Here is a 20,630-nt window from a genome sequence, read left to right as displayed (position 1 = left end):
TTTTATGGTGGCCTCAGTTGTCTTTTTTTTCCAGATTCATAGAATTTGATGATTTCGTCGATTATTTCTATATGAGAAAGAAGCATTCTCCGGCAGCAATAACGGGTTACGCCGAGATCATCTAATACCTTGCTTGAATCTTCCCCCTCTTTTACTCGTCTAGCAAAATCCTCCCATTTATCGCCTACTACTTTGCCGCATGTGAAACAGCGAACAGGAATAATCATTTCTTAATTCATCCTTACCTGTAGCTTTTCTGCCTCTTGGCGCGAGCACCTGGTCCTCCGAATTTTTTCGGTTCTTTTCGTCGAGGGTCTCCTGCAAGCATGGTTCTGTCATATTCAGTGAAAATCGACTGTAAATGTTTACTTTTAGTCCACCTTAGAAGTCCTCTAGCTATTGTCATTCTTGCAGCCTCTGCCTGCCCCATGAAACCTCCACCTGAAACCTTTATGTTTACGTCAATCTGGTTCCGAAGCTCATCGCCAACTTGAAGAAGAGGCTCCATCATTTTTAGTCGAGCAGTTTGTGGCTCAAATATTTCTAGAGGAACATTGTTTATTCGAATCCTTCCTCTGCCAGCTCTTATTGTAGCTCTTGCTGTAGCGGTCTTTCTTTTTCCACTGATTGTTATAATTTTCTTTGAACTTGACATGTTATTCACCTGCTGGAATCCATCCAATTTCCTTGACTAGTTCGCCCACAGTAATATATGAGCATTTTAACTTCTCAGCTTTTGCCTCGGATATTACTTCCACGTTTTGGTCTTTAAACTCTTGAGGTACCCCAACGAAAACACGTAACCTTTTGTGCGCTTCTTTACCTTTTGGCTTTTTTCGAGGTAGCATTCCTCGAATAGTACGCTTTACAAATCGGTCGGGTCTTCTAGGATAGTATGGGCCTTTTCGGGGGTGCCCGATTTCCAACTTTCTTTTTGCCTCTTTTACTCTGCTAAGTCTTTTTCCTGAGATTACTGTTTTCTCTGCGTTTAGAATTATGATGCTTTCGCCCTGAAGAAGGCGTTTTGCGACCACAGTTGCCATTCTGCCAAGTATCAAATTATTAGCATCAACGACTGTTACATGTTTGCTTTGCAGTTTCATGTTTCTACCCAACAATTTTCACGTTTGAACCCTTAGGATTCTTTTTGACCAATTCAGGGAACATCAAGCATTTCCCCTTTGCCTTTTTTATTTTTTCTTTTGCTGCAGCTGAAAATGTGAAGGCCGCAACTGTTGCGGGATGACGAAGTGCCCCAGACCCGAGCACTTTGCCAGCAACAGCCACTACTTGACCTTTCTCAGTGTGGCGATTTATGCGGCTCAGGTTTACCGATACACGTCTGCTCCTTGGTTTAGACAGAGCGTCGGCTATGCTACCCCATATTTTTGCGTCATTTTCTCTTGCTGCTCTCTTCAAAAAGCGAATGAGATCAAGTAGTTGCGGATTGTCAGGTTTTGTTTTTCTCATCTTACTTCCCTGTTAATTGGTTCAGAAAATCTTTTAGCTTTCCATCTAAGACGTTGAGTGCTTCTTGTAGAATTCTTTCTGGCGAAAGGGCACCTGTTGATTCAATGCCAAAAATGAACGAGTCTTCGTCCCACGTTACTTCTATTGCTTTGGGTTTTCTTTGGCAAGCGTCTACGCAGTCTTCACATAAAGTGCAGTTTTCAATATTTCGAATCTCAATTTTGTCTCCTGCTTTTACAAGGATGTTTTTTGGACAAACTTTTATGCAGTCGCCACAAAGGTTGCAAAATCTAGTGTCCACTTTAATAATCGGCACATACTTGTAAGCGCACATAGAAACGGGCTGCCATCTTGCATGACTTTTACCTTTTCCTAACCGCGCGTAAGCTTCTAACCTTATTTTCTGTTCTGGCGCTAACTTGACCAGGGGAATCTTGTTACTAATTGGAACTATAGATGGGTTTTCTGACTTGAAGTCCCCAGAATACACTGTTATGGTGTGGTCTTCTGCTTCTACGTCTAGTACTAGAGATACGCGGCACAAGTTGCATCCAAACTCGCTTTTGCAGGCACAGTTTTCAGGTAAGTTGTAGGTGTCTAGATCGGTCTTCAGCGGCGTAAGTCCAATTCGGTGAGCTAGAACTTCATCTTTAAGCGGGGAGGAGTTTTCGATGATCACCACGTCGTCTACGGCCATAGTAGGCACTTCTGAAATTATGATTCTTCGCAGTGTATTCGCGAAAGCCGCATTAGTTCCTTCAATAAGCAGACGTAATGAAACCTCATTCTTTTCCAAGATTTGAATTTTCACGAGTTTTGCATTCCTTTCCCAGACATATTAATCAGCGTTTTTGACACTGCCTAGGCAGATACGTTTTATACTCTTCGGCCTCTTCGCCCACCTTTTCTTCGAGTGCCGTTATGAGGAATAGGTGTAACTTCTTCAATGCGTCCTATGCGAAATCCAGCTCTTGCCAAAGCTCGTATGGCTGCCTGTGCTCCTGGGCCTGGTGTTCTGGCACCTGAACCACCAGGAGCTCTTACTTTTATGTGTATGGATGTTATGCCTTTTTCTCTTGCAGTTGAAGCAGCAGCTCTTGCAGCACGCATGGCAGCATATGGTGAGGATTCTAAGCGGTCTGCTTTTACAAACATGCCGCCGCTGGTTCTTGAAATGGTTTCTGCTCCTGAGAGATCCGTCACGTGAATGATGGTGTTGTTATATGAGCTGTAGATGTGGACGATGCCCCATTTTTCAGTTTTCCCACTCATGCTGCTGTTTTCTCCTCTTCAGCAGGTTCCTCTTTTGTCTCAGCTTGAGGCATACTCGTTAGGGTTTGACGCAGTGGATGATTCATATTTGCTATGGCGCTCATCGGAGCGTAGTCAACATGAGCTTCCTCATCTCTTAGTACTAAATAGCTTGGTGACGTTACTTTTTCCCCACTAATGGTGATGTGACCGTGTATTATGAGTTGACGAGATTGATGAATTGACTTGGCTAAGCCTTTATGAAAGACAAGAGATTGTAGTCTCCTTTCAAGAATGTCTTCAATTGCTAGATCCAACACGTCATCTAGGACGGTGGTTTCTGGAAGTATTCCAAGTCTGTCGAGTCTTCTTAAAAGTTGCTGCTTCAGTTTTTCTCCTTCTTCCTCAGGCATGGCCATTATGGAGCGTGCTATGCCCCGGAACTTCGATAACACAGTCTTGTGACGCCACAGTTCCCTTTTGTTTCGCAATCCATACTGGCCAAGCAGCTTCAGTTCTGCCTGCAATATGTCTATCTTAAAAGGAAACCTGGGAGTTTCATATTTTTTCCGTTGCTTTTTTGGATCACCCACTATCATTTACCTCCGGGACCTCTCTTCTTTCTGACGCCTATGGCCTTTCCTTTCCTTCCAGTGGTCTTAGTTCGTTGACCACGCACTTTTAGCCCATATGAGTGTCGATAGCCTTTCCAAGATTTCGTGGCTTTCATGAGGTTTATATCTGTCTTGGTTTGAAGAACGAGGTCAGCGCCTGTGAGATGTAAATTTTCTCCTGTTTTCAAATCTTTTCGGCGGTTAAAAAGCCATTCTGGGAGATCATATTTAGTTGGATTATTAATTATTTCTTTCAGCTTTTCTAGGTCTTGGTCTGAAAGAAATCCCAGGCGGGTATCCGGATTTACTCCGCTCTTTCTTACTATGGAATTAGCTATGCTGATTCCTACTCCTTTTATTTTGGAGATGGCGTTGGCTACTTTCAGGGTGCCGTTTAGGTCTGTGTCTGCCATTCGCGTGATGTGGCGAAATTCTTTTGGCATTTTAAGTCTCCAGTGTTTTGAAGCTAACTACCGAAAGGGATGCGCAATTTATATAAACTTTCCTTTAGAAGCAGTTTGCGCGTGTGCATCTAACGTCAGGACGATATGGCAGCTTTGTTGCCGAGAAAAGACTTAAACAAGTCTTATCCTATTCCTTACACTGCCTCGATGATTAGAAGTTGGAAAAAAGGGCGGGTAGATCAGCCTGGAATGATCGCCACGTTGGCATCGTGGAGGCCGCGGGTTCAAATCCCGTCCCGTCCACAAAATTGAGCGGTTTTCAAGCAGTTTCTTGTCCGAAAAATGAGTAAAAGTGCTTTTCTAGGAAAATTTTAATGGCATGTTGCATCATTTCACCTCAGCATTTATTTGCTCGCCAAGCGTATGTGAATGAATGTTTCAACACATTCCTTTTTCCAGTAGAACCACATGAGTATCCCAACGTTCGTCGGTGCCCCAGTTTACATTATGCAGAGTTTCTTCGAAGTCGATTTCGTATGTACCCATAATCGCGTTGAAGTCTTTTTTCAAGGCTATAGCTATGTTGTAGGAGAGGTGCGAGAGGAAACCATGTGGTTCAGTGGCACAGATCGTAAAGACCCACAGCGATCGTTCTGGTACACGCTTGGGATAGGCATAGGATAATGAATCCATCTTCGCTTTCAATGCTATGTAGAACTCGTGAGATTTTCCAAGTGTTTCGAGACCTTCGAGTGTACTGTCTAGAGCCTTCCAGTCGTAGACTAAGATTTTGTGAGGGATGATGTGCGGATTGCCTTGTAATAGTTTGTAGACCTCGTTAGGATTTGATTTTCTTATATGGGGATAGCTTCCTATTGATTGTATGATTCTGGCGTTTGGATGCCAAAAAACACCCAACTCTAATACTTTGGCAAATCCGAATTTTTCAGCAAGTATCAGTGAGGCTTGATTCTCAGTTGAGGTTGCATATCGGAGTCGCTGGACACCTAAGTCTTTAGCTTTTTTGATTAGATGTTCTGTAAGGACATTTGCAAACCCTTTTCTCCTGTGGTCAGGGTGTACTCTCAGGCCTTCCATCCATCCTGTTCGGCCGTTTTCAATGAGTCTAAGGTTGGCCACCGCAACCAGACGGTCGTCAACCTCAAAGCCATAAGTATAGGAGTTTGGGTCTTTCAACCACTCGTCAATAACAAAGGGAAGGTAGTCATGCCCCTCCCAGATGTGTCGCGATATCTCGAGTATGTCGTTCCGGTCTAATGCAGACACTCTCTTGATTTTTGTACGCATGAATTTCAAATCAACTCTCCTTTTTATCTTATTATTTCTTCCTAGTGTATGCTCGGCATCTTCCAAACGACTCTTGCATGCGTGTGCCTTGCAATTAAACTATTCTGGGATTGATTTGTGCTCTCATCAGCAGATATAAACGATAGCCTTCATCTAGCCCCATCCGCCATTTTTGAAAAAAAGCTATTTTTGTAGCTTTCAGATTTTTATTGATACTAACCTTTTTTCATGAATGCTAATAGCACCGCATGCACAGGGCGCAACTAGAATAGTAAAATACCGATACTTTCACTTAACTCTCCATTTCTTCAAGAGTACGTTGTCTCAAAGTCGTTAAATAGAAAGTTTGCGTAATGTTTTCGTGCTTGCGGTTCATCGCTCTCTTGTTGAATGTGAAAATAGAGCCCATTTATTGGCATTCCTTTCATGAATGCACGCCGTGAACCGTGAGCGCCTTCCCCCCTAGAAAGGGGTTGTTGTATGTCGAGTGAGGCCAACACGGTTTTCAACGAGTGTTATCTGTGTGAGAAAGAGGTTGCTTTAAGCTATGAGTGTCAAAAGTGTAACCTACGGGTTTGCATGATTTGTGCGATAGAGAACAAATGGGAATTCCGAGATGCAAAGTAGATTTATTGTAGAAAAAAGCGTATATCTACTAAAGCTTAATAGAAACAACGTCAAGAATTTTACAGGTGTTCTCTGATGCCTAGATGCCCAAAATGTGGAAAGGAAGCTGGGGAGTTTTTCTATTGTGTAAATTGCGGGACTCTCATTAAGGAAGAATGCCCTGGTTGTAGAGAATGGGTGGATGTAAGCATGGAAAAATGTCCTAAATGTGGAAAACCGAATAGGCTTTATACTCTCGATCCGCATAGCAAAAAAATTGGGAGTTAACCGAACACTTCCAACTCGGCTTCTCTGTGCGTTCACAGATGAGGTTCGCGAGCTAGTCTGTCTATCGAATTATTCAGATAGATGTTTCTGTGATTTTGATTAGCATTATCATTGTGCTTTCATCAACCTCTAAACCTAATTTCCAATGTTATCCTCCAAGAATGCGCGCAGAATTAAACGTTAATTATTCTATTCCCCTCTACAGAAGTTTCTTTATCCACCAAACCTTGGACAAAAAAATATAAAGTAAACGTGACAATTGCATAGTTGAAAGTTTAAAGAAAGTGTTTTAGTTGATTGGAAGAGAAAAAGAACAAACTGCAGACATTTTTGTGCAGGGCGGTGTAGCAATCGCTGCGGGGTGCATAATATTTGCCGCGCTGTTTCTCCCCTGGTTAGACGTGGAGGAAAATGCAATTTACGGAATAACCCACGCCCAGAACCAAGCACAGTTAGTTATTCCAATGGTTTTAATTCTCCTTGTAATCTTAACGATTTTCGGTGGAGCTATACATATTCTCGGGTATGGAGTTGGGATACAACTTGCAACGGTCGCTTCAGCCGTTGGTTTTTTCATATCTGTCATGGTAATAACCGTTACTCTTGCTAGTGCAAATGATCTGGAAGGAAATACGCTTAGTCTTCTAATTGGACCTTGGATTGCTGCCGCAGGGGCAATCTTCGGAACTATCAGCTCGAAACTTGAACGAAAATAACAAAAACGATAGCAATTGTCGACGCTTCAATCCCGATCATTGCTAGCTCTTATTCTCCCTATCTCTGCAGGGCAATCTTGTTTGTTAATTATGCAAATTTAAAATACTTTTGGACTAACTTAGTATGAGGGAAGTCTATGAGTGGAGGCATGAGAGGCGAAACACGGGAGAAAAAGCCCAAGCCTCTAACAAAGAAGGAAAGGAAAGTAAAGCGAAAGAAAAGAAAACTCGCAAGACTGCAAAAACAGAGTGCGTAGATACGTAATCCTAGAATAAGCCCCACGATAACCCGGAGCCTGTATTCAATGACGTACATGTCTGAATCAAATGCAGGCTCTTGGCATGTAGCTAAGGCATGTTATTCTTTGACCTCACAGAAATTTGTTACATAAGGAATATTTCTTTGAAAGAGAGGAAAGCCGACAAATTTTAATCGAGAATATTCTTGAGGGTTCTGTTAACTCTCCGTCACGTTTGCATACCTGTTAACCAACGGCACATAAGAGACTGTGTGCAAAAAATCGGTTGACAAACTTCACGAAGAGTCTTTATACTGGCTTTGGCAAGTACTTTGAGGGTTAAGATTATGAGCAGAACTGTGAAAAAAACCTGTCCCATAACGAGCTCAGATGAAATCACCATAACTTATCCTGACCCAAATGAGTTAGTTATGACACAAAGGAAGGATTCAAATGGCAGTTACAAACGAGTTTTGAGACCAAGAAAAGAGGTTAAGAATGCAACACTGCCGAGGTTTTCATGCCCAAGTTTAAAGCATCCATTAGTTGCCAACTTGCCAGAATCCTTAAGCACTCAATTATTAAGAGATGAAAAATCTTGGTGCGCAAAAATAGGAAAACCTTGTGTAATGGACGAAAAACTCTAAACCTTACTTTGACTTGCATTCTGAATTAGAGTTTTCCACTTATTCTTTCCTTCCACGGTTATTCCGCATGCTTCTGCTGGTGTCTTACCCTCTAACCCTTCGTGTTCCCTAATGTAGTTGTGGAATATTTGAAGACCTGTCAATATCGGCGTGTCTTTTTTCTTTAACCCTCGCATGACTTTCTCTCTGTCTCTGATTTCTCCGTTTAGTCTCTCCATTTTGTTGTTATTCATGTCACCTTTGATTTTGATGTGTCTAATGTGCTTGGTTCTAGGGTTTCTGAGTGTCCAAAACTCTTTCATGTATGCGTCTCGGTAAGCTGGAAGACCGTCAGTTATCAAAGTCTTAGGCTTTTTTCCAGTTACTTTTTTGGCTAGTTGAAAAAGCTTTCTTGCATCATGCTTGTATTTGGATTCTGCAACTTCTTGAGCAATCCAATAACGTGTCTCGTCATCCATTATGGCAAATAGATACTTCCTATCTCCTTTTATCTTAAGCCAAACCTCGTCCGCCCTAAAAGTATCGGAGACTTGAGGTCTTAGCTTCTCAATGTACTTCTCCATTAAAGCGATATATTTCCGAATCCACTTGTAAACTGCAACATGACTAACTTTAACGCCTTGAAGCCTTAGAAACTTTGCAGTATTTCTTAAAGAAGCTCCAGTGAAGTATAGTTGCATAGCTGAGGTAATAACTTGAGGAGAAGATTTCATTTTCTCAAAACCTAGATTGATAACAAACCATTTGCTACAAACTTTACATGAAAACCTTTGAATGTCACCATAGTTGTTATGTCTCACTCCACGTCTAACGATTTTATCTGACTGACAATACGGACAAATCTGAACATTCAAAGGCTCAATAACAATGTTGCTTGAAACTTCTTTCCTTAAAGCAATCGAAAACTCTACAGCAAAAATATGTTTACACTTGACTCTTCTGTACTTGTGGTCTGGACACGAACAATGCCACTCACCTTCTATTTGAGAAACAATATAATCGCCATTTCCACTTTGAGAAAGAACAGTATAAGAAAGACCTGATGCTCTTTTTATGTGATTTCTATTATTGTTAACAATTTCCAAACCCCTTTCTTCACGGAGTTTCTCAAGTTCTTGAAGGCTCATCATTTTGCTAACCACTATGGTTACTATAGTGGCTATAATTATATAAGTTTTATGGTCGCTATGGCAAAACTTAAATACACACAACAATTATAGTTGTTATGATGCCTATGGCAAAGCAAAATAAAAATACCACGATTCAACTTTCAAAAAAAATGAGAGACGAGTTGAAGGCATTAGGAACTAAAGGAGAGACGTATGACGAAATCATTAAGAGGCTAATCAAGGTATATAAGGGCAAAGAAAATGGCACCTAATGAAGTCAAGCAACCCTCTCAGCGACGATTATCGCCAGAAGATGAGGATTTAGCAAAGGAACTGAAGAGACTTGGATATGCAGACCGCATTATTAAAATTGTTGTTTCGGAGAAGGACAAGCCAGAAGGTAAGGTTAGACTTCAATGGATGAGAAAGTTGGTTAAGGAGTATTGTTTTCCAGCTTCACACATAGACATTGAAGTTCCTGCTGGCGTAGGTCGGGATGCAGGTAAACGTAATGTTCCCGTCAGAGCAGACATAGTTGTATATCGTGATGAAAATAAAGCCAAGCCTCTCGCTGTCATTGAAACCAAAGCTCCAAAAGAAAAAGAGGGAGTGGCACAAGCAGAATCCTATGCACGCAACTTAGGTGCAGAATATCACTTATGGTCAAATGGGTTATATGAACGTGCTTTCAAGACTTCAACATATCCTAATCAATCAGACCCAATAGCTCGCTTGCCAGTTTGGGTTGAAGATAAACCCCTTCCCCAAAAGGTTCCTAAGACAGAAACATTACGTCCATTCAAAGATGAAGAAGAACTAAGACAAGTAATCAGTTTCTGTCATCTCCTAATTCTTGAAAAGTTAGGACATGACCCCGCAAAAGCCTTTGACGAAATGACAAAACTGCTTTTCATAAAACTGTATGATGAAAGAGAAGTTCCATCATATTACGAGTTTGTCGTATTAGCAAAAGAAACCCCTCATGAGGTAGCCGATAGGGTTAGACAGTTATTTGATAAAGCCATGTCCTCAAGTAAATATCAAGATGTCTTCTGGTCACAGTTCAATACGGAACCAGTTCCTGTTACTCTCGAATTGGATGATTTCTCAATCTTCAATATTGTTCAGGTTCTTCAAGGCTATAGTTTGGTCAACACTACCGAGAATATTCAGGGAGCAGACATTAAGGGCACAGTATACGAGCAGATGGTTGGCAACACTTTCAGAGGTGAATTGGCTCAGTTTTTCACTCCCAGAGAAATAGTGGAGTTTATGGTTGAAATTATCAGACCAGACAGGGAGAGTAAAATTTTAGACCCCGCCTGTGGGAGCGGTGGATTTTTGATTATGACCCTTAGAAAACTCCGTGAGTGGATAAAGCAGGAAAATCCCAACTTAAGCGAGACGGAAATTAAAGCTTCAATCAAATATTTCGCTGAGCACAAAACATTTGGCATAGACATCAATGACCGCATGGTTAGAGTTGCTAAGATGAATATGATTATGCACGGAGATGGGCACTCAGGAATTTTCCACATCCTTCGTGGCGGTGGGCTCCTGACTGACCCAAATTTACCCTCTAAATTACAAGAAGAGTTGAAAGATGGAACGGTAAAAATAGTCTTTTCTAATCCACCCTTCGCTGGTCGTGAAAAAGACCCGAAAATTTTGGAGAAATTTGAATTAGGGAAGAATAAGAAAGGTAACCCTGTCAGCGTCTCTAAAGAACTTCTTTTTGTTGAGAAAATTATTGCCCTACTTCAATATGGGGGAAAAGCTGGTCTCGTGTTGCCCGCTGGCATCTTCAATAACCCGTCTCGTGTCTACAAGAAATGTCGAGAGATGATTAAGGAAAACACGAAAATTTTGGCGTTAATAGGTCTTCCGCATCCTGCCTTCCGTGCCAGCGGGGCGAACAATGAAGGCAATTTGTTATTCTTACAGAAGATAAAGGAACTGCCAACCGACTATGACATATACATCGACTGGGCACGCTATGTAGGGTTCGACTCTACTGGACGAAAACTTCCATTAAATGACCTCCCCGAAATTCTAAAGAGAACCAAAAATCCAAACCCCGAAAACATAATCAGCTTTTCAGAACTTGAAGACAGAATCGACCCTTGGCACTATCACCCAAAATACAAAGAAATTGAGATGAGCCTTTCCAAATCACAATATCCTCTACGACCAATCAGTAAGCTTGTTGAGAAAAGTAAAGACAAATTTGACCCCAAAGCAAATCTTAACACAGTCTTCAACTACATTGAAGTAAACGATGTAGACTTGGTGAAGGGAGAAATCATTTCTTCAAAACAGATAATGGGGAAAACCGCCCCGAATCGTGCAACTTATGTTTTGAAAGAGGGCGACTTTCTGATTCCAAATGCTATGCATTGTATTAGAGGAGTATGTATAGTTCCAAAAGAGTATGAAGGATGTATAGCAACAAACAGGTTTTTTGTTGTCAGACCCAAGATTGAGATAGTAAACCCTGTTTATCTTTATTACATGCTTAAGCAACCAACAATATTCTATCTATTGAAACGTCAAGCTACTGGAGAAATTAATCCAGGTATCTCCTACGGTGCACTTGAGAAAGTAAAAATCCCTGTTCCAGAAAAGATGGAAGACCAAAACAAAATAGCCGAGCAGATAAAAGTAGAGGAACGAAAGAAAGCTGAACTGCTCAAACAAATAAGCAAACATGAACAAGCCATACTGTCTCTGGTTGGAAGCATAGTTCCTAGCATAAAAACCGAAAAACAGGAAATCTCAAAAGAGGGCTACGAATACATAGCAGATGTTTAGCCAAGGATGTGCCGACAGTTAACACCTAAATGGACGTGCTTAAGAGTTAACAGAGCCTTCTTGAGCAAAGTTTATATTTTCGTTGAAAATTGCATACTCTAGCACTTATCACAAAGGAGATGGAAGAAATGGCTTATTTAACTACCCAAGGCGGACAACCTATACTGATTCTTAAAGAAGGAACTGGCAGGCGACGCGGACGAGAGGCTCAGAGAAACAACATCATGGCAGCACGAACAATAGGCGAAGTACTTCGCACCACGCTAGGTCCTCGTGGAATGGACAAAATGCTAATTGACTCCATGGGTGACATAACAATAACAAACGACGGTGCAGCCATACTCGACGACGTAGATGTTGAACACCCCGCGGCAAAGATGATGGTGGAAGTGGCTAAAACCCAAGATGACATGGTTGGCGACGGAACGACAACAGCCGTAGTGTTGGCAGGCGAGCTTCTCAAACACGCAGAAGCACTCTTAGACCAAAACATCCACCCATTAATAATTGTAAGCGGTTACCGTAAAGCGGCACAAAAAGCGGTTGAAATCCTCAACAAAATAGGCATCACTGTAGACATGGAAGACCGTGCAACGCTCCGAAAGGTTGCATTAACTAGCATGGGAAGCAAAGCAGTAGGTTCTGCAAGAGAAACATTTGCAGATATTGCTATTGATGCTGTGAGGCAAATTGCCGAAAAACGCGGCGACAGGTGGATAGCTGACATTGATAATATTCAAATTACCAAAAAAGAGGGAAAAAGCCTCTTCGACAGCCAACTTATTAAAGGTATCATAATTGACAAAGAAGTAGTCCACGCAGGAATGCCAAAAATAACTAAAAGCGCAAAAATCGCTTTGCTTGATTGCCCCCTTGAAGTCGAAAAAACAGAAATCAATGCTGAAATACGCATCAAAGACCCAGCTCAAATACAGGCTTTCCTAGACCAAGAAACACGCATGCTCCAAGGCATGGTAAAGAAAATCACAGCTTCAGGCGCCAACGTACTCTTCTGCCAAAAAGGAATGGACGACATGGCACAGCACTTCCTAGCCAAAAAAGGCGTACTTTCCGCGAGAAGAGTAAAGCAGTCGGACATGGAAAAACTCGCCAGGGCAACTAATGGAAAAATAATCACAAACCTAGAAGACCTCAAGAAGAAAGATTTGGGAACAGCAGGTCTCGTCGAGGAACGGAAAGTAGGCGACGACAAAATGATATTCATAGAAAAATGCAAGACGCCTCACTCCGTAGCCATCCTGATCCGTGCAGGCTTAGAACGCATGGTGGATGAAGCTGAACGCGCAATGCACGACGCCCTTTCAGTAGTCTCAGATGTCATCGAAAACAACAAAATAGTCCCCGGCGGCGGAGCCATCGAAGAAGAACTCGCAAAGGAAATCCGCGAATATGCTACAAAAATTGGTGGAAGAGAACAACTAGCTATAGAAGCTTTCGCGGACTCGCTTGAAATCGTGCCAAAAACCTTGGCGGAAAACGCTGGCTTGGACCCAATTGACATTCTTGTAGGCTTAAGAGCTGCTCACGAAAAGCAAAAAGGCCACTTAATGGGAGTAAACGTTTTCACGGGCAAAATTGTCAACATGGAACGCAACGGCGTAATAGAACCTATGGCCGTGAAGGAACAAGCGATCAAGTCTGCTACAGAATCTGCGTCCATGATAATGCGCATAGACGATGTAATAGCTGCAACGGCGCCAAAAGAAGCAGGGAAAGGCCCAGGCGGAATGCCTGAAGACTAAGAATAGACAACTTTCCTTTTTTTCCTTTTTTTCTATACCCTAAAATTTAAGCACGAAACTGCACTTTCTAATTCTCATTGCTCCGGTAGTATAGTTCGGTTAAGTATAGTGGCCTCTCGTCTTTTCTAAGAGGGAAAGCCACCGACCCGGGTTCAAATCCCGGCCGGAGCACCATATTCTTCGCAAACACACAATTCTACTCGTATTACTTGGAGCCTTTAATGAGGTGTTTCTCTGATTAAGGCATTTTTAAAAGCATGCGCATTGAGTTAATGGCTAAAGACTTATTGGGAAAGAATCACAACCAAAAAATGCAGTGGGGCGTTGGCTATGGTAAACAAAGATGTTTGTGGTTGTGTCTGGGAAATCCAAGGCGACGTATGGGTATGCGTTAAGAGATGCCGAAAACATAGCAAGCCAAAAAAGAAAAGACCTTTCAGAGCAAAGGCTGAATGTGTGAGACCATAAATAGTGCGTGCACATTGTGGAATACTCAGGCTACTATTTCAGTGGTAAACGATCAAAATTTCGTTACGCGTGCGCTCCTCCCTATGTCTATGTAAGCATTCACTGCTCCTACAGGATTTCCATCCAGTTCCGCAATGAACATTTCAGTAGAGTCAAAGTTCGGACTCTTCTTCCAGATCTCCATGTCTTCCATGGTGTTTGGTCTAACGTCCTCGTATTCTCTGTAGGTCTCGTTCTGTATGCAGAGCCAAACTTCTTCGTCCCCTCCCTTGACAAAGCTCTGATTCTCAACATCTAGCAACACCTCTACGCAGAGCCTACCCTTAACGAAAAACTACATTTAATTTTTTTCACGCGCCAAAGTCACAGGCGATTGCGTGTGTAAGCACCACGTTCTTGGCTATTACTCGCCATCTTTGTTTATGCACCGACATTCCAAGTTTGTGTCGCGTAAAACTTATAAATCACGCGCGCGCGCATTGGAGGAAATAACCGAGAGAATCAAAAGGAGATGACATGTGTGACAACACCTGTTGTTGAAACTGTGAACCTTAGAAAAACCTACATGCTTGGAAAAGTTCGGGTAGATGCCTTGCAAGGAGTAAATTTGAGAGTTGACAAGGGTGATTTCCTCGCAATCTCGGGGCCTTCTGGCAGTGGTAAATCTACACTTCTGAACATGATCGGCGCATTGGACAAGCCAACAGAGGGGACGGTGTTCATAGAAGGTGTTGACATTTCCACATTAGATGACAACGGACTGGCCGACTTGAGGCGGAGAGTAGGTTTTGTATTTCAATTTTTCAATCTTATTCCACGGCTTACTGCAAGAGGAAATGTTGAATTGCCAATGGCTATACCTGGCTTAGGTAAAAAGGAGAGAAGAAAACTCGCTGAAGAGCTTCTTGAAACCGTGGGCCTGAAGGAAAGAGTGGATCACAAACCCGCTGAACTTAGCGGCGGTGAACGTCAACGTGTGGCGATTGCCAGAGCTTTAGCAAACAATCCGAAATTTCTGCTAATGGATGAACCTACAGGAAACATTGACTCTAAAACTGCAAATGAAATAATAGAGCTAGTTAAAAGGCTGAATGAGGAGAAGGGGGTAACAATAATATTGATTACACATGACCAGAATTTAGCATCTCAGGCAAAGAAAAGAGTGCAGATGCTTGACGGCCTGGTAATCCCCGAAGAGGTGAACTAACATGAAAGTAAGCGACATTTTCTCTTATGCCTTCGGTGCAATAAGATTGAGGAAACTTCGTGCAGGCCTAACAACCTTAGGAGTTGTTATCGGCATTGCAGCCATCGTTGCTTTGCTTTCAATTAGCCAGGGTCTCCAAGATACTATAACTGGACAGCTCCAAGCAGGATTCGCGACCGACACGTTAATTGTTTCTCCTGGGGGAGGCTTCATGATGGGTCCTAGCGTAGGGGCTGATTTCAATTTGCTAGTTAATTATACACAAATAATCGATGAAATAGAAAATGTTGAGATGTCAGTGGCGGTAATTCGAAAGGTATGCTACATTAAATCCGATGAAATGGAGTTTATGCTCACCATAGTAGGTGTGGATTTCGCCAAATATGCAGACATTTACAGTAGCACCTTTGTGGCTGAAAATGGGGAAATTCCCCTAAACCCGGAAAACGAGATTGCTGTAGTTGGAAAACGGATTAGTGACCCTTGGCAGAATGAAACATTACTCTACAATGTAGATGACACCATCGAGATCATTTGGACTAATACAACAACGTGGCCCCTAACAAATGAAACTTATACTGGACAAATTTCGGCTGTTCTTAAGGAAATCGGAGGCTTCGGCATCGGACCTTCGGATAATAGTGTTTACATTCCAATTTCGCAGGCTCAAAGTTTCTTTGGAACCGATGAATGTGACACGATAATCGTGCAGTTAGAAAATGATGATGAAGCAACTATTGAGAGTGTTTCTGAGGCTATAGAAGAAGCTTTCAGTGGTCAAGTCTCGGTGATTTCTTCAACTGCTGTGCTTGACACAATTTCAAGTGTTTTCTCCACCATGGAACTTTTCTTAGGTGGAATTGCTGGTATCTCGCTTCTAGTGGCGGGGATAGGTATAATGAATATTATGATTGTTTCTTTGATGGAGCGCACAAGAGAGATAGGGATACTGAAAGCGTTAGGTATGAAAAGTCGAACGGTGCTTTTGATTTTCTTAAGCGAAGCAATGATAGTTGGTGTGATGGGTGCAGTAATTGGCATAGCTTTAGGTTGGGTTTTGGCAAACGTAACTGCAGGAGTGTTAAGTGGAGGAGGCTTTATGCCAGCAGGAAATCAAGCAGCAACCACAGGTGGAATGGCGATAACTCCTGTTTTAACCCCAGCAGTGTTCCTAGGCGCTCTAGCTTTTGGCGTAATACTCAGCGTAATCTTTGCACTTTACCCTGCTTGGCGAGCTTCGAAACTTAAACCAGTAGAAGCATTAAGGTACGAATAACATCTAATTTCAAGCTTCGAAGTAGAAATAAATGCACAAATTTTAATGGAAAGCCACTTGCCGGGTTCAAATCCTAGTTGGAGCACCAAATATACCACACACACCGACCTTTGCTGCCGCCACCTCCTACACTCTAGCATCCTCTCTTTTTATCCTGAACGATTATCTGGGTTTGTGTGCATTCTACTGAGTCTTTTAACTTTAGCTTTCACAGTTGCACATCATATCGTATGTTATTGTAATTAAAAACCTAAGACAAAGTTTCAGGTAGTTTTAATTTTCTCCTTCGCGAGCACTCGCCTGAACGACTTATTGCATTTCGGACATTTGTAATGACCTATTTTAAGCTGCAGTCTTTCCCCAGTTTTGCTCGGTCTCCCAGCCATTTTCCAAGTCTTTACCGGACTAGTTTCAATTCCGCATATAGGACATTGCGCTCTCTCTGAGTTGTTTAACAAATTCAAAAGCTCTCGTCTAAGATCTTCTCCAGTTTTGTTGATTTCATGGACAGCTTTCGCAAGTTGCATGTTTTTGAGAACATCACGGATCCACTTAGCAAAGTCTCCTCTTTTTTGATGAAACTCAAGTGAAGCAATTGGAGCTGTGTTTGCTATTCTCTTGAAATCTCGTAGATTGAAAGCCACTTCTAAAAGCGGCTTGCCGATGTCTTTGTAGAAATGGAATCCACATTCTCTGGAAACTTCTTTCTTAGGTGGTTCAGAAGGACGATTACACTTGGGAAACTCGCCATGCTTTTGTCTGTACTCGTGTAAAAGTTCCTTTACCCTATCTTCCTGCCTTGGAGTAACATCTCTCTTATAATATTTGGTTTCACGTTTGCAGGGTTCGCCGGAAAAATCTGTCTCCAAGTATTTAGTGAATTTTTCTCTAAGGTTAGTGCTTTTTCCGATATAGATTAGAGTCTGGTCTTTATCATAGAGTGCGTAAACTCCAGGTTCTTCTGGAACGTTTTTCGCCTTATCTCCCCAAAAGTACATTTTCCCTGAGAGCGACATTTTATTCCCCCCATAAATTATGTGAACTCATGTTATAAGCTGATAGTAATCCCGATTCATGCGCGCCATTCTTCTGTCAAAGTGTGTGAGCACTAAATATACATGGTTAATATGGGTAAAGAATCATTAGGAGACTTGGCAGCTACTAGCACCTCGAAACAGATATGGAGCAGAATGTTGGCATTGCAGATTTAGCTATTCCAAGAGTCCTGTAACAGGGCGTTAACCATTCACCATTTTCCAGATGGCATCTTTCATCATTTTGCCGTGTTTCGCACCGTAGTAGATTCCAGCTAGTTTGTCTGCGGATGGAAGCACTGTTCGTTTAACAAGCTTGCAAAGTAGCGGGTTTGAGATTCTGTATTCAAGAAAGGAGTCTCGCCAGACTTTGATGTTGCACTCCCAACATCGGATGCGCGCGTGCATGTTAGTAAGATCGGTCTATTGGTTGGCATGTTCGTGACGCAAAACCCATAAGTATTCCTATATGAACTGTGGGATGTTGGAGGAAGAAACGTGAAATACTTAGATTTTGTCAACCTTTCATACATTCCTAGAGAAGATGATTTAATTTGTGATTTCTATGTGGAGCCGAAAGGAATTGATATCAGAGTGGCTGCAGGCGGGGTTGCTGCTGAAAGCTCTATAGGAACATGGACTGAACTGACAACTATAAAACCTTACGTGAAAAAATTGCAAGCTACAGTTTTCGAAATTAATGGCAACAACGTCCTTATAGCTTATCCAATCGAACTGTTTGAACTAGCTAACATGCCCAATATTCTCAGCAGCGTAGCCGGGAACGTGTTTGGCTTGGCTGCGTTGAAAAACCTCAGGTTAACTGACATGCATTTTCCATCAAAAATTATCGAAAGCTTCAGAGGTCCTAAATATGGTATTCCTGGAGTTCGAGAGCTTTTAAAAATTAAAGACAGGCCGTTAGTAGGTACGATAATCAAGCCGAAACTTGGTTTAAGAACCAGAGACCACGCAGAAGTTGCTTATGAGGCATGGGTTGGTGGATGCGACATTGTGAAGGATGATGAAAACTTGGGCAGCCAACAATTCAATCCCTTCGAAGATCGTGTCATAGAAACCTTGGAAAGTAGAGACAGAGCTGAAGAAGAAACCGGTGAAAAGAAGGTTTACATGGCTAACGTGACCTCCGAGACGAATCAGATGATAAGGCGGGCGCAGTTCGTAGAAGACCATGATGGAAAATACATAATGATAGACATTCTGACTTGTGGCTTTGCCTCCTTACAGACACTGCGAAACCAAAACTTTAACCTCGTAATTCATGCTCACAGAGCTGGGCACGCAGCCTTCACGAAAAACCCTAGACACGGAGTTTCCATGCGGGTAATTGCCAAGGTATCTAGAATAATCGGGGTGGACCAGCTTCACGTAGGAACAGCTGTTGGAAAAATGTCTGAAACAAGGGAAGAAGTTTTGGAAAATTGTGATGCATTAAAAGGCGAAATGAATGGTCTGAAGCCTGTTTTACCGGTGGCTTCGGGAGGTCTTCACCCAAGCTTAGTTCCCGCCTTGATTGAGATTTTTGGAAAAGACTTCATAATCCAAGCAGGAGGAGGAATCCACGGGCACAAAAATGGCACTGTCGCAGGCGCTAAAGCAATGAGGCAGGCGGTCGACGCAAAGATGCAAGGAATACCTCTCAAGGAATATGCAAAAACTCGCAAAGAATTGAAAACAGCGTTGGAACAGTGGAGTTGAAGAGAATGCACCGACTTGTTGACTTAACACTCTACATCCGTCAAGGCGGCATATGAGCACTTGATATGTTTTGGAAATTGCTGATGTGTAGATGTGTGTTCTTGCTGCTTGGAAATGCTTTTAGCTTCCGCGTCATAATTAGTAGTGATGCGTGCGCGTGACATCCAGAGATAGACTTTCTGCAGGGTCGTGTTTCTGGTAGTGTGTTTATGCACAACTACTCCAACCCTGCTCTGATAAGAGACTTGAAAACTCGGATATTCAGGGTATTGACAAATTTGAGGGTGCTAGGCCAAAGCCTTGGCTTTTTGCAATTGAAAGAACATCAAAGTCTGAGATTTTTAAGATGGTTATTCCAGATTAATGAAGCGAAGTAACCAGCTACAGCACCACTGATAGTTCCCATAACTAATATCAAAACTTCTAATGGAAGACTTCTAGGTATCAATGCCATCAGATGAACAGTCACATAATAGCTTGTGAATCCGACAAGCGAAGTGCTCATAGTCATTGCAGTCATCACTTTGGTTGCTTTGACTTCACCATGTGCGACGTCAATCCTGAAAAGTAAGAAAAATGCATCCACTAACAAACCATACAGAAGAGCAAAGAATAAGGTAAAGGGGGCAAAGGCCACATTCCACAAGGCTGTTAGCACACCACCAATCAATGAAACAAAAGTTGCGCCCTGTTTCTTTAATAGAAGGGTTCCAAGAGCAAGCATTAGAGCTTGGATACTGATTAACATCTTATTTATCGGAGAAGGGAGTAAAGCCTTAGTAATGAATATTATAGCCCCAAAAAGAGTAGCGATAGCTAGCCTCTTCGTCTGGTAGCTCAATTTCTCACCTGAATTAGTTTTTGTGTATCGGATACTTTGAAAAATGTCTGCTTTTAAATTTGGTGGAAACTGCGTTCGCGTCTGTGGCATTCAGGCATGGTCAATCCCGAAGCATAGCTAAGAAAGCACAAAACACAACCTGAACATAAGCAGAATCACAGAACAAGCCCTATACACCATAATAACCTATCTCGAATCCCCCAAACGAAGCCGAAAGCTCTAAATTTCTTAATTCACGTTCTCTTCTGAGCGAGAGTGAGAGGGCCGGTAGATCAGTCTGGTATGATCGCCGCCTTCGCAAGGCGGAAGCCGCGGGTTCAAATCCCGCCCGGTCCACCATGCCGGAACCCGGTCTAATTTCCGTGAAAGAAGGGATTTTCAAAACTGTTTGGGAGTTAAAAAAGAGAGGTTACGCAGATTCGACAATCAAAGGCTATGCTAGAAAGCTAAAGACACTTTCAAAACTTGCCAATCTAGACAGTCCAGAATTAGTAAGAGGCATGATCGCTAGAAAGCAGTGTAGCAATGCTTTCAAAGAGGCTCTTGCAAACGCATATGACCACTATGTCAAAGTAAATGGTCTATCATGGAACAAACCTTTGTATAAAAGGCAAAGAAACCTGCCATATATAGCAACAACCGAGCAAATCAACAAAATAATCTCTAAAGCATCTAGAAAGTATGCTTTGATTTTCTCGATTCTTAGAGACACAGGCATGAGACCCATTGAGCTGCATAATCTAACCTTGAAATCCATAGATTTAGAGAGAGGTTCAATAACAGTCAGATCTGCGAAACATGGAAATCCTAGAATTTTGAAACTGAAACCGTCAACTCTGGCAATGTTGAAGGAATATGT

General features: G+C 42.2%; 24 protein-coding genes and 3 tRNA genes. 13 read left to right on the top strand and 14 right to left on the bottom strand.

The window, feature by feature from the left end; genetic code table 11:
* Nucleotides 1–2: 2 nt before the first annotated feature.
* The 8 genes from KAU88_07200 to KAU88_07165 form a co-directional block, all read right to left on the bottom strand.
* A complete protein-coding gene (locus KAU88_07200; protein MCK4478295.1) occupies nt 3–227 on the bottom strand; it encodes a DNA-directed RNA polymerase subunit N in 225 nt (74 codons plus the stop codon).
* A gap of 14 nt (nt 228–241) precedes the next feature.
* The gene (locus KAU88_07195) at nt 242–655 is read right to left on the bottom strand and encodes a 30S ribosomal protein S9 (GenBank protein ID MCK4478294.1); all 414 of its coding nucleotides are present in this window, start codon (nt 653–655) and stop codon (nt 242–244) included.
* Nucleotide 656: 1 nt separating this feature from the next.
* Nucleotides 657–1,103 carry a 50S ribosomal protein L13 gene (locus KAU88_07190; GenBank protein ID MCK4478293.1) on the bottom strand — a complete coding sequence of 149 codons (447 nt, stop codon included), beginning with the start codon at nt 1,101–1,103 and terminating at the stop codon, nt 657–659.
* A 4-nt stretch (nt 1,104–1,107) separates the two neighbouring features.
* Entirely contained in the window at nt 1,108–1,470 is a 363-nt protein-coding gene (locus tag KAU88_07185; GenBank protein ID MCK4478292.1) for a 50S ribosomal protein L18e, read from the bottom strand.
* A gap of 1 nt (nt 1,471) precedes the next feature.
* Nucleotides 1,472–2,281, bottom strand: a complete 810-nt coding sequence (locus KAU88_07180; GenBank protein ID MCK4478291.1) for a DNA-directed RNA polymerase subunit D — start codon at nt 2,279–2,281, stop codon at nt 1,472–1,474.
* A 65-nt stretch (nt 2,282–2,346) separates the two neighbouring features.
* The gene (locus KAU88_07175; protein MCK4478290.1) at nt 2,347–2,742 is read right to left on the bottom strand and encodes a 30S ribosomal protein S11; all 396 of its coding nucleotides are present in this window, start codon (nt 2,740–2,742) and stop codon (nt 2,347–2,349) included.
* The gene (locus KAU88_07170) at nt 2,739–3,314 is read right to left on the bottom strand and encodes a 30S ribosomal protein S4 (GenBank protein MCK4478289.1); all 576 of its coding nucleotides are present in this window, start codon (nt 3,312–3,314) and stop codon (nt 2,739–2,741) included. Before KAU88_07170 ends, KAU88_07175 begins: the two co-directional genes overlap by 4 nt.
* A 2-nt stretch (nt 3,315–3,316) precedes the next feature.
* The gene (locus KAU88_07165; GenBank protein ID MCK4478288.1) at nt 3,317–3,778 is read right to left on the bottom strand and encodes a 30S ribosomal protein S13; all 462 of its coding nucleotides are present in this window, start codon (nt 3,776–3,778) and stop codon (nt 3,317–3,319) included.
* A gap of 189 nt (nt 3,779–3,967) precedes the next feature.
* On the opposite strand from KAU88_07165, the gene KAU88_07160 reads away from it, so the two are divergent.
* Nucleotides 3,968–4,042: transfer RNA gene (locus KAU88_07160), tRNA-Ala, on the top strand.
* A gap of 135 nt (nt 4,043–4,177) precedes the next feature.
* On the opposite strand, the gene KAU88_07155 is transcribed toward KAU88_07160, so the two are convergent.
* Nucleotides 4,178–5,056: a GNAT family N-acetyltransferase gene (locus tag KAU88_07155; protein MCK4478287.1), complete on the bottom strand. Its 879-nt coding sequence runs from the start codon at nt 5,054–5,056 to the stop codon at nt 4,178–4,180.
* Nucleotides 5,057–6,234: 1,178 nt separating this feature from the next.
* Between KAU88_07155 and KAU88_07150 the strand changes: the two genes are divergently transcribed.
* Both KAU88_07150 and KAU88_07145 read left to right on the top strand, forming a co-directional pair.
* Nucleotides 6,235–6,657: a hypothetical protein gene (locus KAU88_07150; GenBank protein MCK4478286.1), complete on the top strand. Its 423-nt coding sequence runs from the start codon at nt 6,235–6,237 to the stop codon at nt 6,655–6,657.
* Nucleotides 6,658–7,243: 586 nt separating this feature from the next.
* Nucleotides 7,244–7,543 carry a hypothetical protein gene (locus KAU88_07145; protein MCK4478285.1) on the top strand — a complete coding sequence of 100 codons (300 nt, stop codon included), beginning with the start codon at nt 7,244–7,246 and terminating at the stop codon, nt 7,541–7,543.
* Here the strand turns inward: KAU88_07145 and KAU88_07140 are convergent.
* Nucleotides 7,540–8,526, bottom strand: coding sequence for an IS1/IS6 family transposase (locus tag KAU88_07140; GenBank protein MCK4478284.1), 987 nt, complete (start codon nt 8,524–8,526; stop codon nt 7,540–7,542). The genes KAU88_07145 and KAU88_07140 overlap by 4 nt on opposite strands.
* Nucleotides 8,527–8,777: 251 nt before the next feature.
* Between KAU88_07140 and KAU88_07135 the strand changes: the two genes are divergently transcribed.
* The 5 genes from KAU88_07135 to KAU88_07115 all read left to right on the top strand — a co-directional run bounded on the left by KAU88_07135 (nt 8,778) and on the right by KAU88_07115 (nt 13,694).
* Nucleotides 8,778–8,924 (top strand): hypothetical protein, encoded by a 147-nt coding sequence (locus KAU88_07135; GenBank protein ID MCK4478283.1) that lies wholly within the window; start codon nt 8,778–8,780, stop codon nt 8,922–8,924.
* On the top strand, nt 8,914–11,463 hold the full coding sequence (locus KAU88_07130; protein ID MCK4478282.1) for an N-6 DNA methylase: 2,550 nt from the start codon (nt 8,914–8,916) through the stop codon (nt 11,461–11,463). The genes KAU88_07135 and KAU88_07130 overlap by 11 nt, the downstream gene beginning before the upstream one ends.
* Before the next feature lie 128 nt (nt 11,464–11,591).
* Nucleotides 11,592–13,226: a TCP-1/cpn60 chaperonin family protein gene (locus KAU88_07125; protein MCK4478281.1), complete on the top strand. Its 1,635-nt coding sequence runs from the start codon at nt 11,592–11,594 to the stop codon at nt 13,224–13,226.
* Between the two features lie 79 nt (nt 13,227–13,305).
* A tRNA-Glu gene (locus tag KAU88_07120) sits at nt 13,306–13,400 on the top strand.
* A 156-nt stretch (nt 13,401–13,556) separates the two neighbouring features.
* Nucleotides 13,557–13,694 carry a hypothetical protein gene (locus KAU88_07115; GenBank protein MCK4478280.1) on the top strand — a complete coding sequence of 46 codons (138 nt, stop codon included), beginning with the start codon at nt 13,557–13,559 and terminating at the stop codon, nt 13,692–13,694.
* A gap of 52 nt (nt 13,695–13,746) precedes the next feature.
* Here KAU88_07115 and KAU88_07110 read toward each other — a convergent pair whose 3' ends face one another.
* Nucleotides 13,747–13,995 carry a hypothetical protein gene (locus KAU88_07110; GenBank protein ID MCK4478279.1) on the bottom strand — a complete coding sequence of 83 codons (249 nt, stop codon included), beginning with the start codon at nt 13,993–13,995 and terminating at the stop codon, nt 13,747–13,749.
* Nucleotides 13,996–14,205: 210 nt separating this feature from the next.
* Between KAU88_07110 and KAU88_07105 the strand changes: the two genes are divergently transcribed.
* Together KAU88_07105 and KAU88_07100 are read left to right on the top strand one after the other, a co-directional pair.
* A complete protein-coding gene (locus tag KAU88_07105) occupies nt 14,206–14,901 on the top strand; it encodes an ABC transporter ATP-binding protein (protein MCK4478278.1) in 696 nt (231 codons plus the stop codon).
* Between the two features lies 1 nt (nt 14,902).
* Nucleotides 14,903–16,177, top strand: coding sequence for an ABC transporter permease (locus tag KAU88_07100; protein ID MCK4478277.1), 1,275 nt, complete (start codon nt 14,903–14,905; stop codon nt 16,175–16,177).
* A gap of 263 nt (nt 16,178–16,440) precedes the next feature.
* On the opposite strand, the gene KAU88_07095 is transcribed toward KAU88_07100, so the two are convergent.
* Nucleotides 16,441–17,193 (bottom strand): GIY-YIG nuclease family protein, encoded by a 753-nt coding sequence (locus tag KAU88_07095; protein ID MCK4478276.1) that lies wholly within the window; start codon nt 17,191–17,193, stop codon nt 16,441–16,443.
* Between the two features lie 222 nt (nt 17,194–17,415).
* The gene (locus KAU88_07090; GenBank protein MCK4478275.1) at nt 17,416–17,619 is read right to left on the bottom strand and encodes a hypothetical protein; all 204 of its coding nucleotides are present in this window, start codon (nt 17,617–17,619) and stop codon (nt 17,416–17,418) included.
* A gap of 90 nt (nt 17,620–17,709) precedes the next feature.
* Between KAU88_07090 and rbcL the strand changes: the two genes are divergently transcribed.
* A complete protein-coding gene (gene rbcL, locus KAU88_07085; GenBank protein MCK4478274.1) occupies nt 17,710–18,930 on the top strand; it encodes a type III ribulose-bisphosphate carboxylase in 1,221 nt (406 codons plus the stop codon).
* Nucleotides 18,931–19,255: 325 nt separating this feature from the next.
* Here the strand turns inward: rbcL and KAU88_07080 are convergent, their stop codons facing one another.
* Complete coding sequence (locus KAU88_07080; protein ID MCK4478273.1) at nt 19,256–19,771, bottom strand: hypothetical protein; 516 nt, start codon at nt 19,769–19,771, stop codon at nt 19,256–19,258.
* Nucleotides 19,772–20,032: 261 nt separating this feature from the next.
* Here KAU88_07080 and KAU88_07075 point away from each other — a divergent pair.
* Together KAU88_07075 and KAU88_07070 are read left to right on the top strand one after the other, a co-directional pair.
* A tRNA-Ala gene (locus tag KAU88_07075) sits at nt 20,033–20,110 on the top strand.
* The coding region (locus KAU88_07070; protein ID MCK4478272.1) for a tyrosine-type recombinase/integrase at nt 20,110–20,630 on the top strand (521 nt) is incomplete at its 3' end. The genes KAU88_07075 and KAU88_07070, both read left to right, overlap by 1 nt.

This window comes from Candidatus Bathyarchaeota archaeon (assembly GCA_023131225.1).
In the GTDB taxonomy this organism is placed as follows: domain Archaea; phylum Thermoproteota; class Bathyarchaeia; order Bathyarchaeales; family SOJC01; genus JAGLZW01.
Note: the sequence above shows the minus strand (reverse complement) of the source record. Positions and strands in the feature narration are given on the sequence as shown.

Excerpts from the sequence above, each read along its gene's own strand:
- KAU88_07200 (MCK4478295.1), bottom strand. The coding sequence starts at position 227 with ATGATTATTCCTGTTCGCTGTTTCACATGCGGCAAAGTAGTAGGCGAT.
- KAU88_07195 (MCK4478294.1), bottom strand. The coding sequence starts at position 655 with ATGTCAAGTTCAAAGAAAATTATAACAATCAGTGGAAAAAGAAAGACC.
- KAU88_07190 (MCK4478293.1), bottom strand. The coding sequence starts at position 1,103 with ATGAAACTGCAAAGCAAACATGTAACAGTCGTTGATGCTAATAATTTG.
- KAU88_07185 (MCK4478292.1), bottom strand. The coding sequence starts at position 1,470 with ATGAGAAAAACAAAACCTGACAATCCGCAACTACTTGATCTCATTCGC.
- KAU88_07175 (MCK4478290.1), bottom strand. The coding sequence starts at position 2,742 with ATGAGTGGGAAAACTGAAAAATGGGGCATCGTCCACATCTACAGCTCA.
- KAU88_07165 (MCK4478288.1), bottom strand. The coding sequence starts at position 3,778 with ATGCCAAAAGAATTTCGCCACATCACGCGAATGGCAGACACAGACCTA.
- KAU88_07145 (MCK4478285.1), top strand. The coding sequence starts at position 7,244 with ATGAGCAGAACTGTGAAAAAAACCTGTCCCATAACGAGCTCAGATGAA.
- KAU88_07135 (MCK4478283.1), top strand. The coding sequence starts at position 8,778 with ATGGCAAAGCAAAATAAAAATACCACGATTCAACTTTCAAAAAAAATG.
- KAU88_07130 (MCK4478282.1), top strand. The coding sequence starts at position 8,914 with ATGGCACCTAATGAAGTCAAGCAACCCTCTCAGCGACGATTATCGCCA.
- KAU88_07125 (MCK4478281.1), top strand. The coding sequence starts at position 11,592 with ATGGCTTATTTAACTACCCAAGGCGGACAACCTATACTGATTCTTAAA.
- KAU88_07115 (MCK4478280.1), top strand. The coding sequence starts at position 13,557 with ATGGTAAACAAAGATGTTTGTGGTTGTGTCTGGGAAATCCAAGGCGAC.
- KAU88_07105 (MCK4478278.1), top strand. The coding sequence starts at position 14,206 with ATGACATGTGTGACAACACCTGTTGTTGAAACTGTGAACCTTAGAAAA.
- KAU88_07100 (MCK4478277.1), top strand. The coding sequence starts at position 14,903 with ATGAAAGTAAGCGACATTTTCTCTTATGCCTTCGGTGCAATAAGATTG.
- KAU88_07095 (MCK4478276.1), bottom strand. The coding sequence starts at position 17,193 with ATGTCGCTCTCAGGGAAAATGTACTTTTGGGGAGATAAGGCGAAAAAC.
- KAU88_07090 (MCK4478275.1), bottom strand. The coding sequence starts at position 17,619 with ATGCACGCGCGCATCCGATGTTGGGAGTGCAACATCAAAGTCTGGCGA.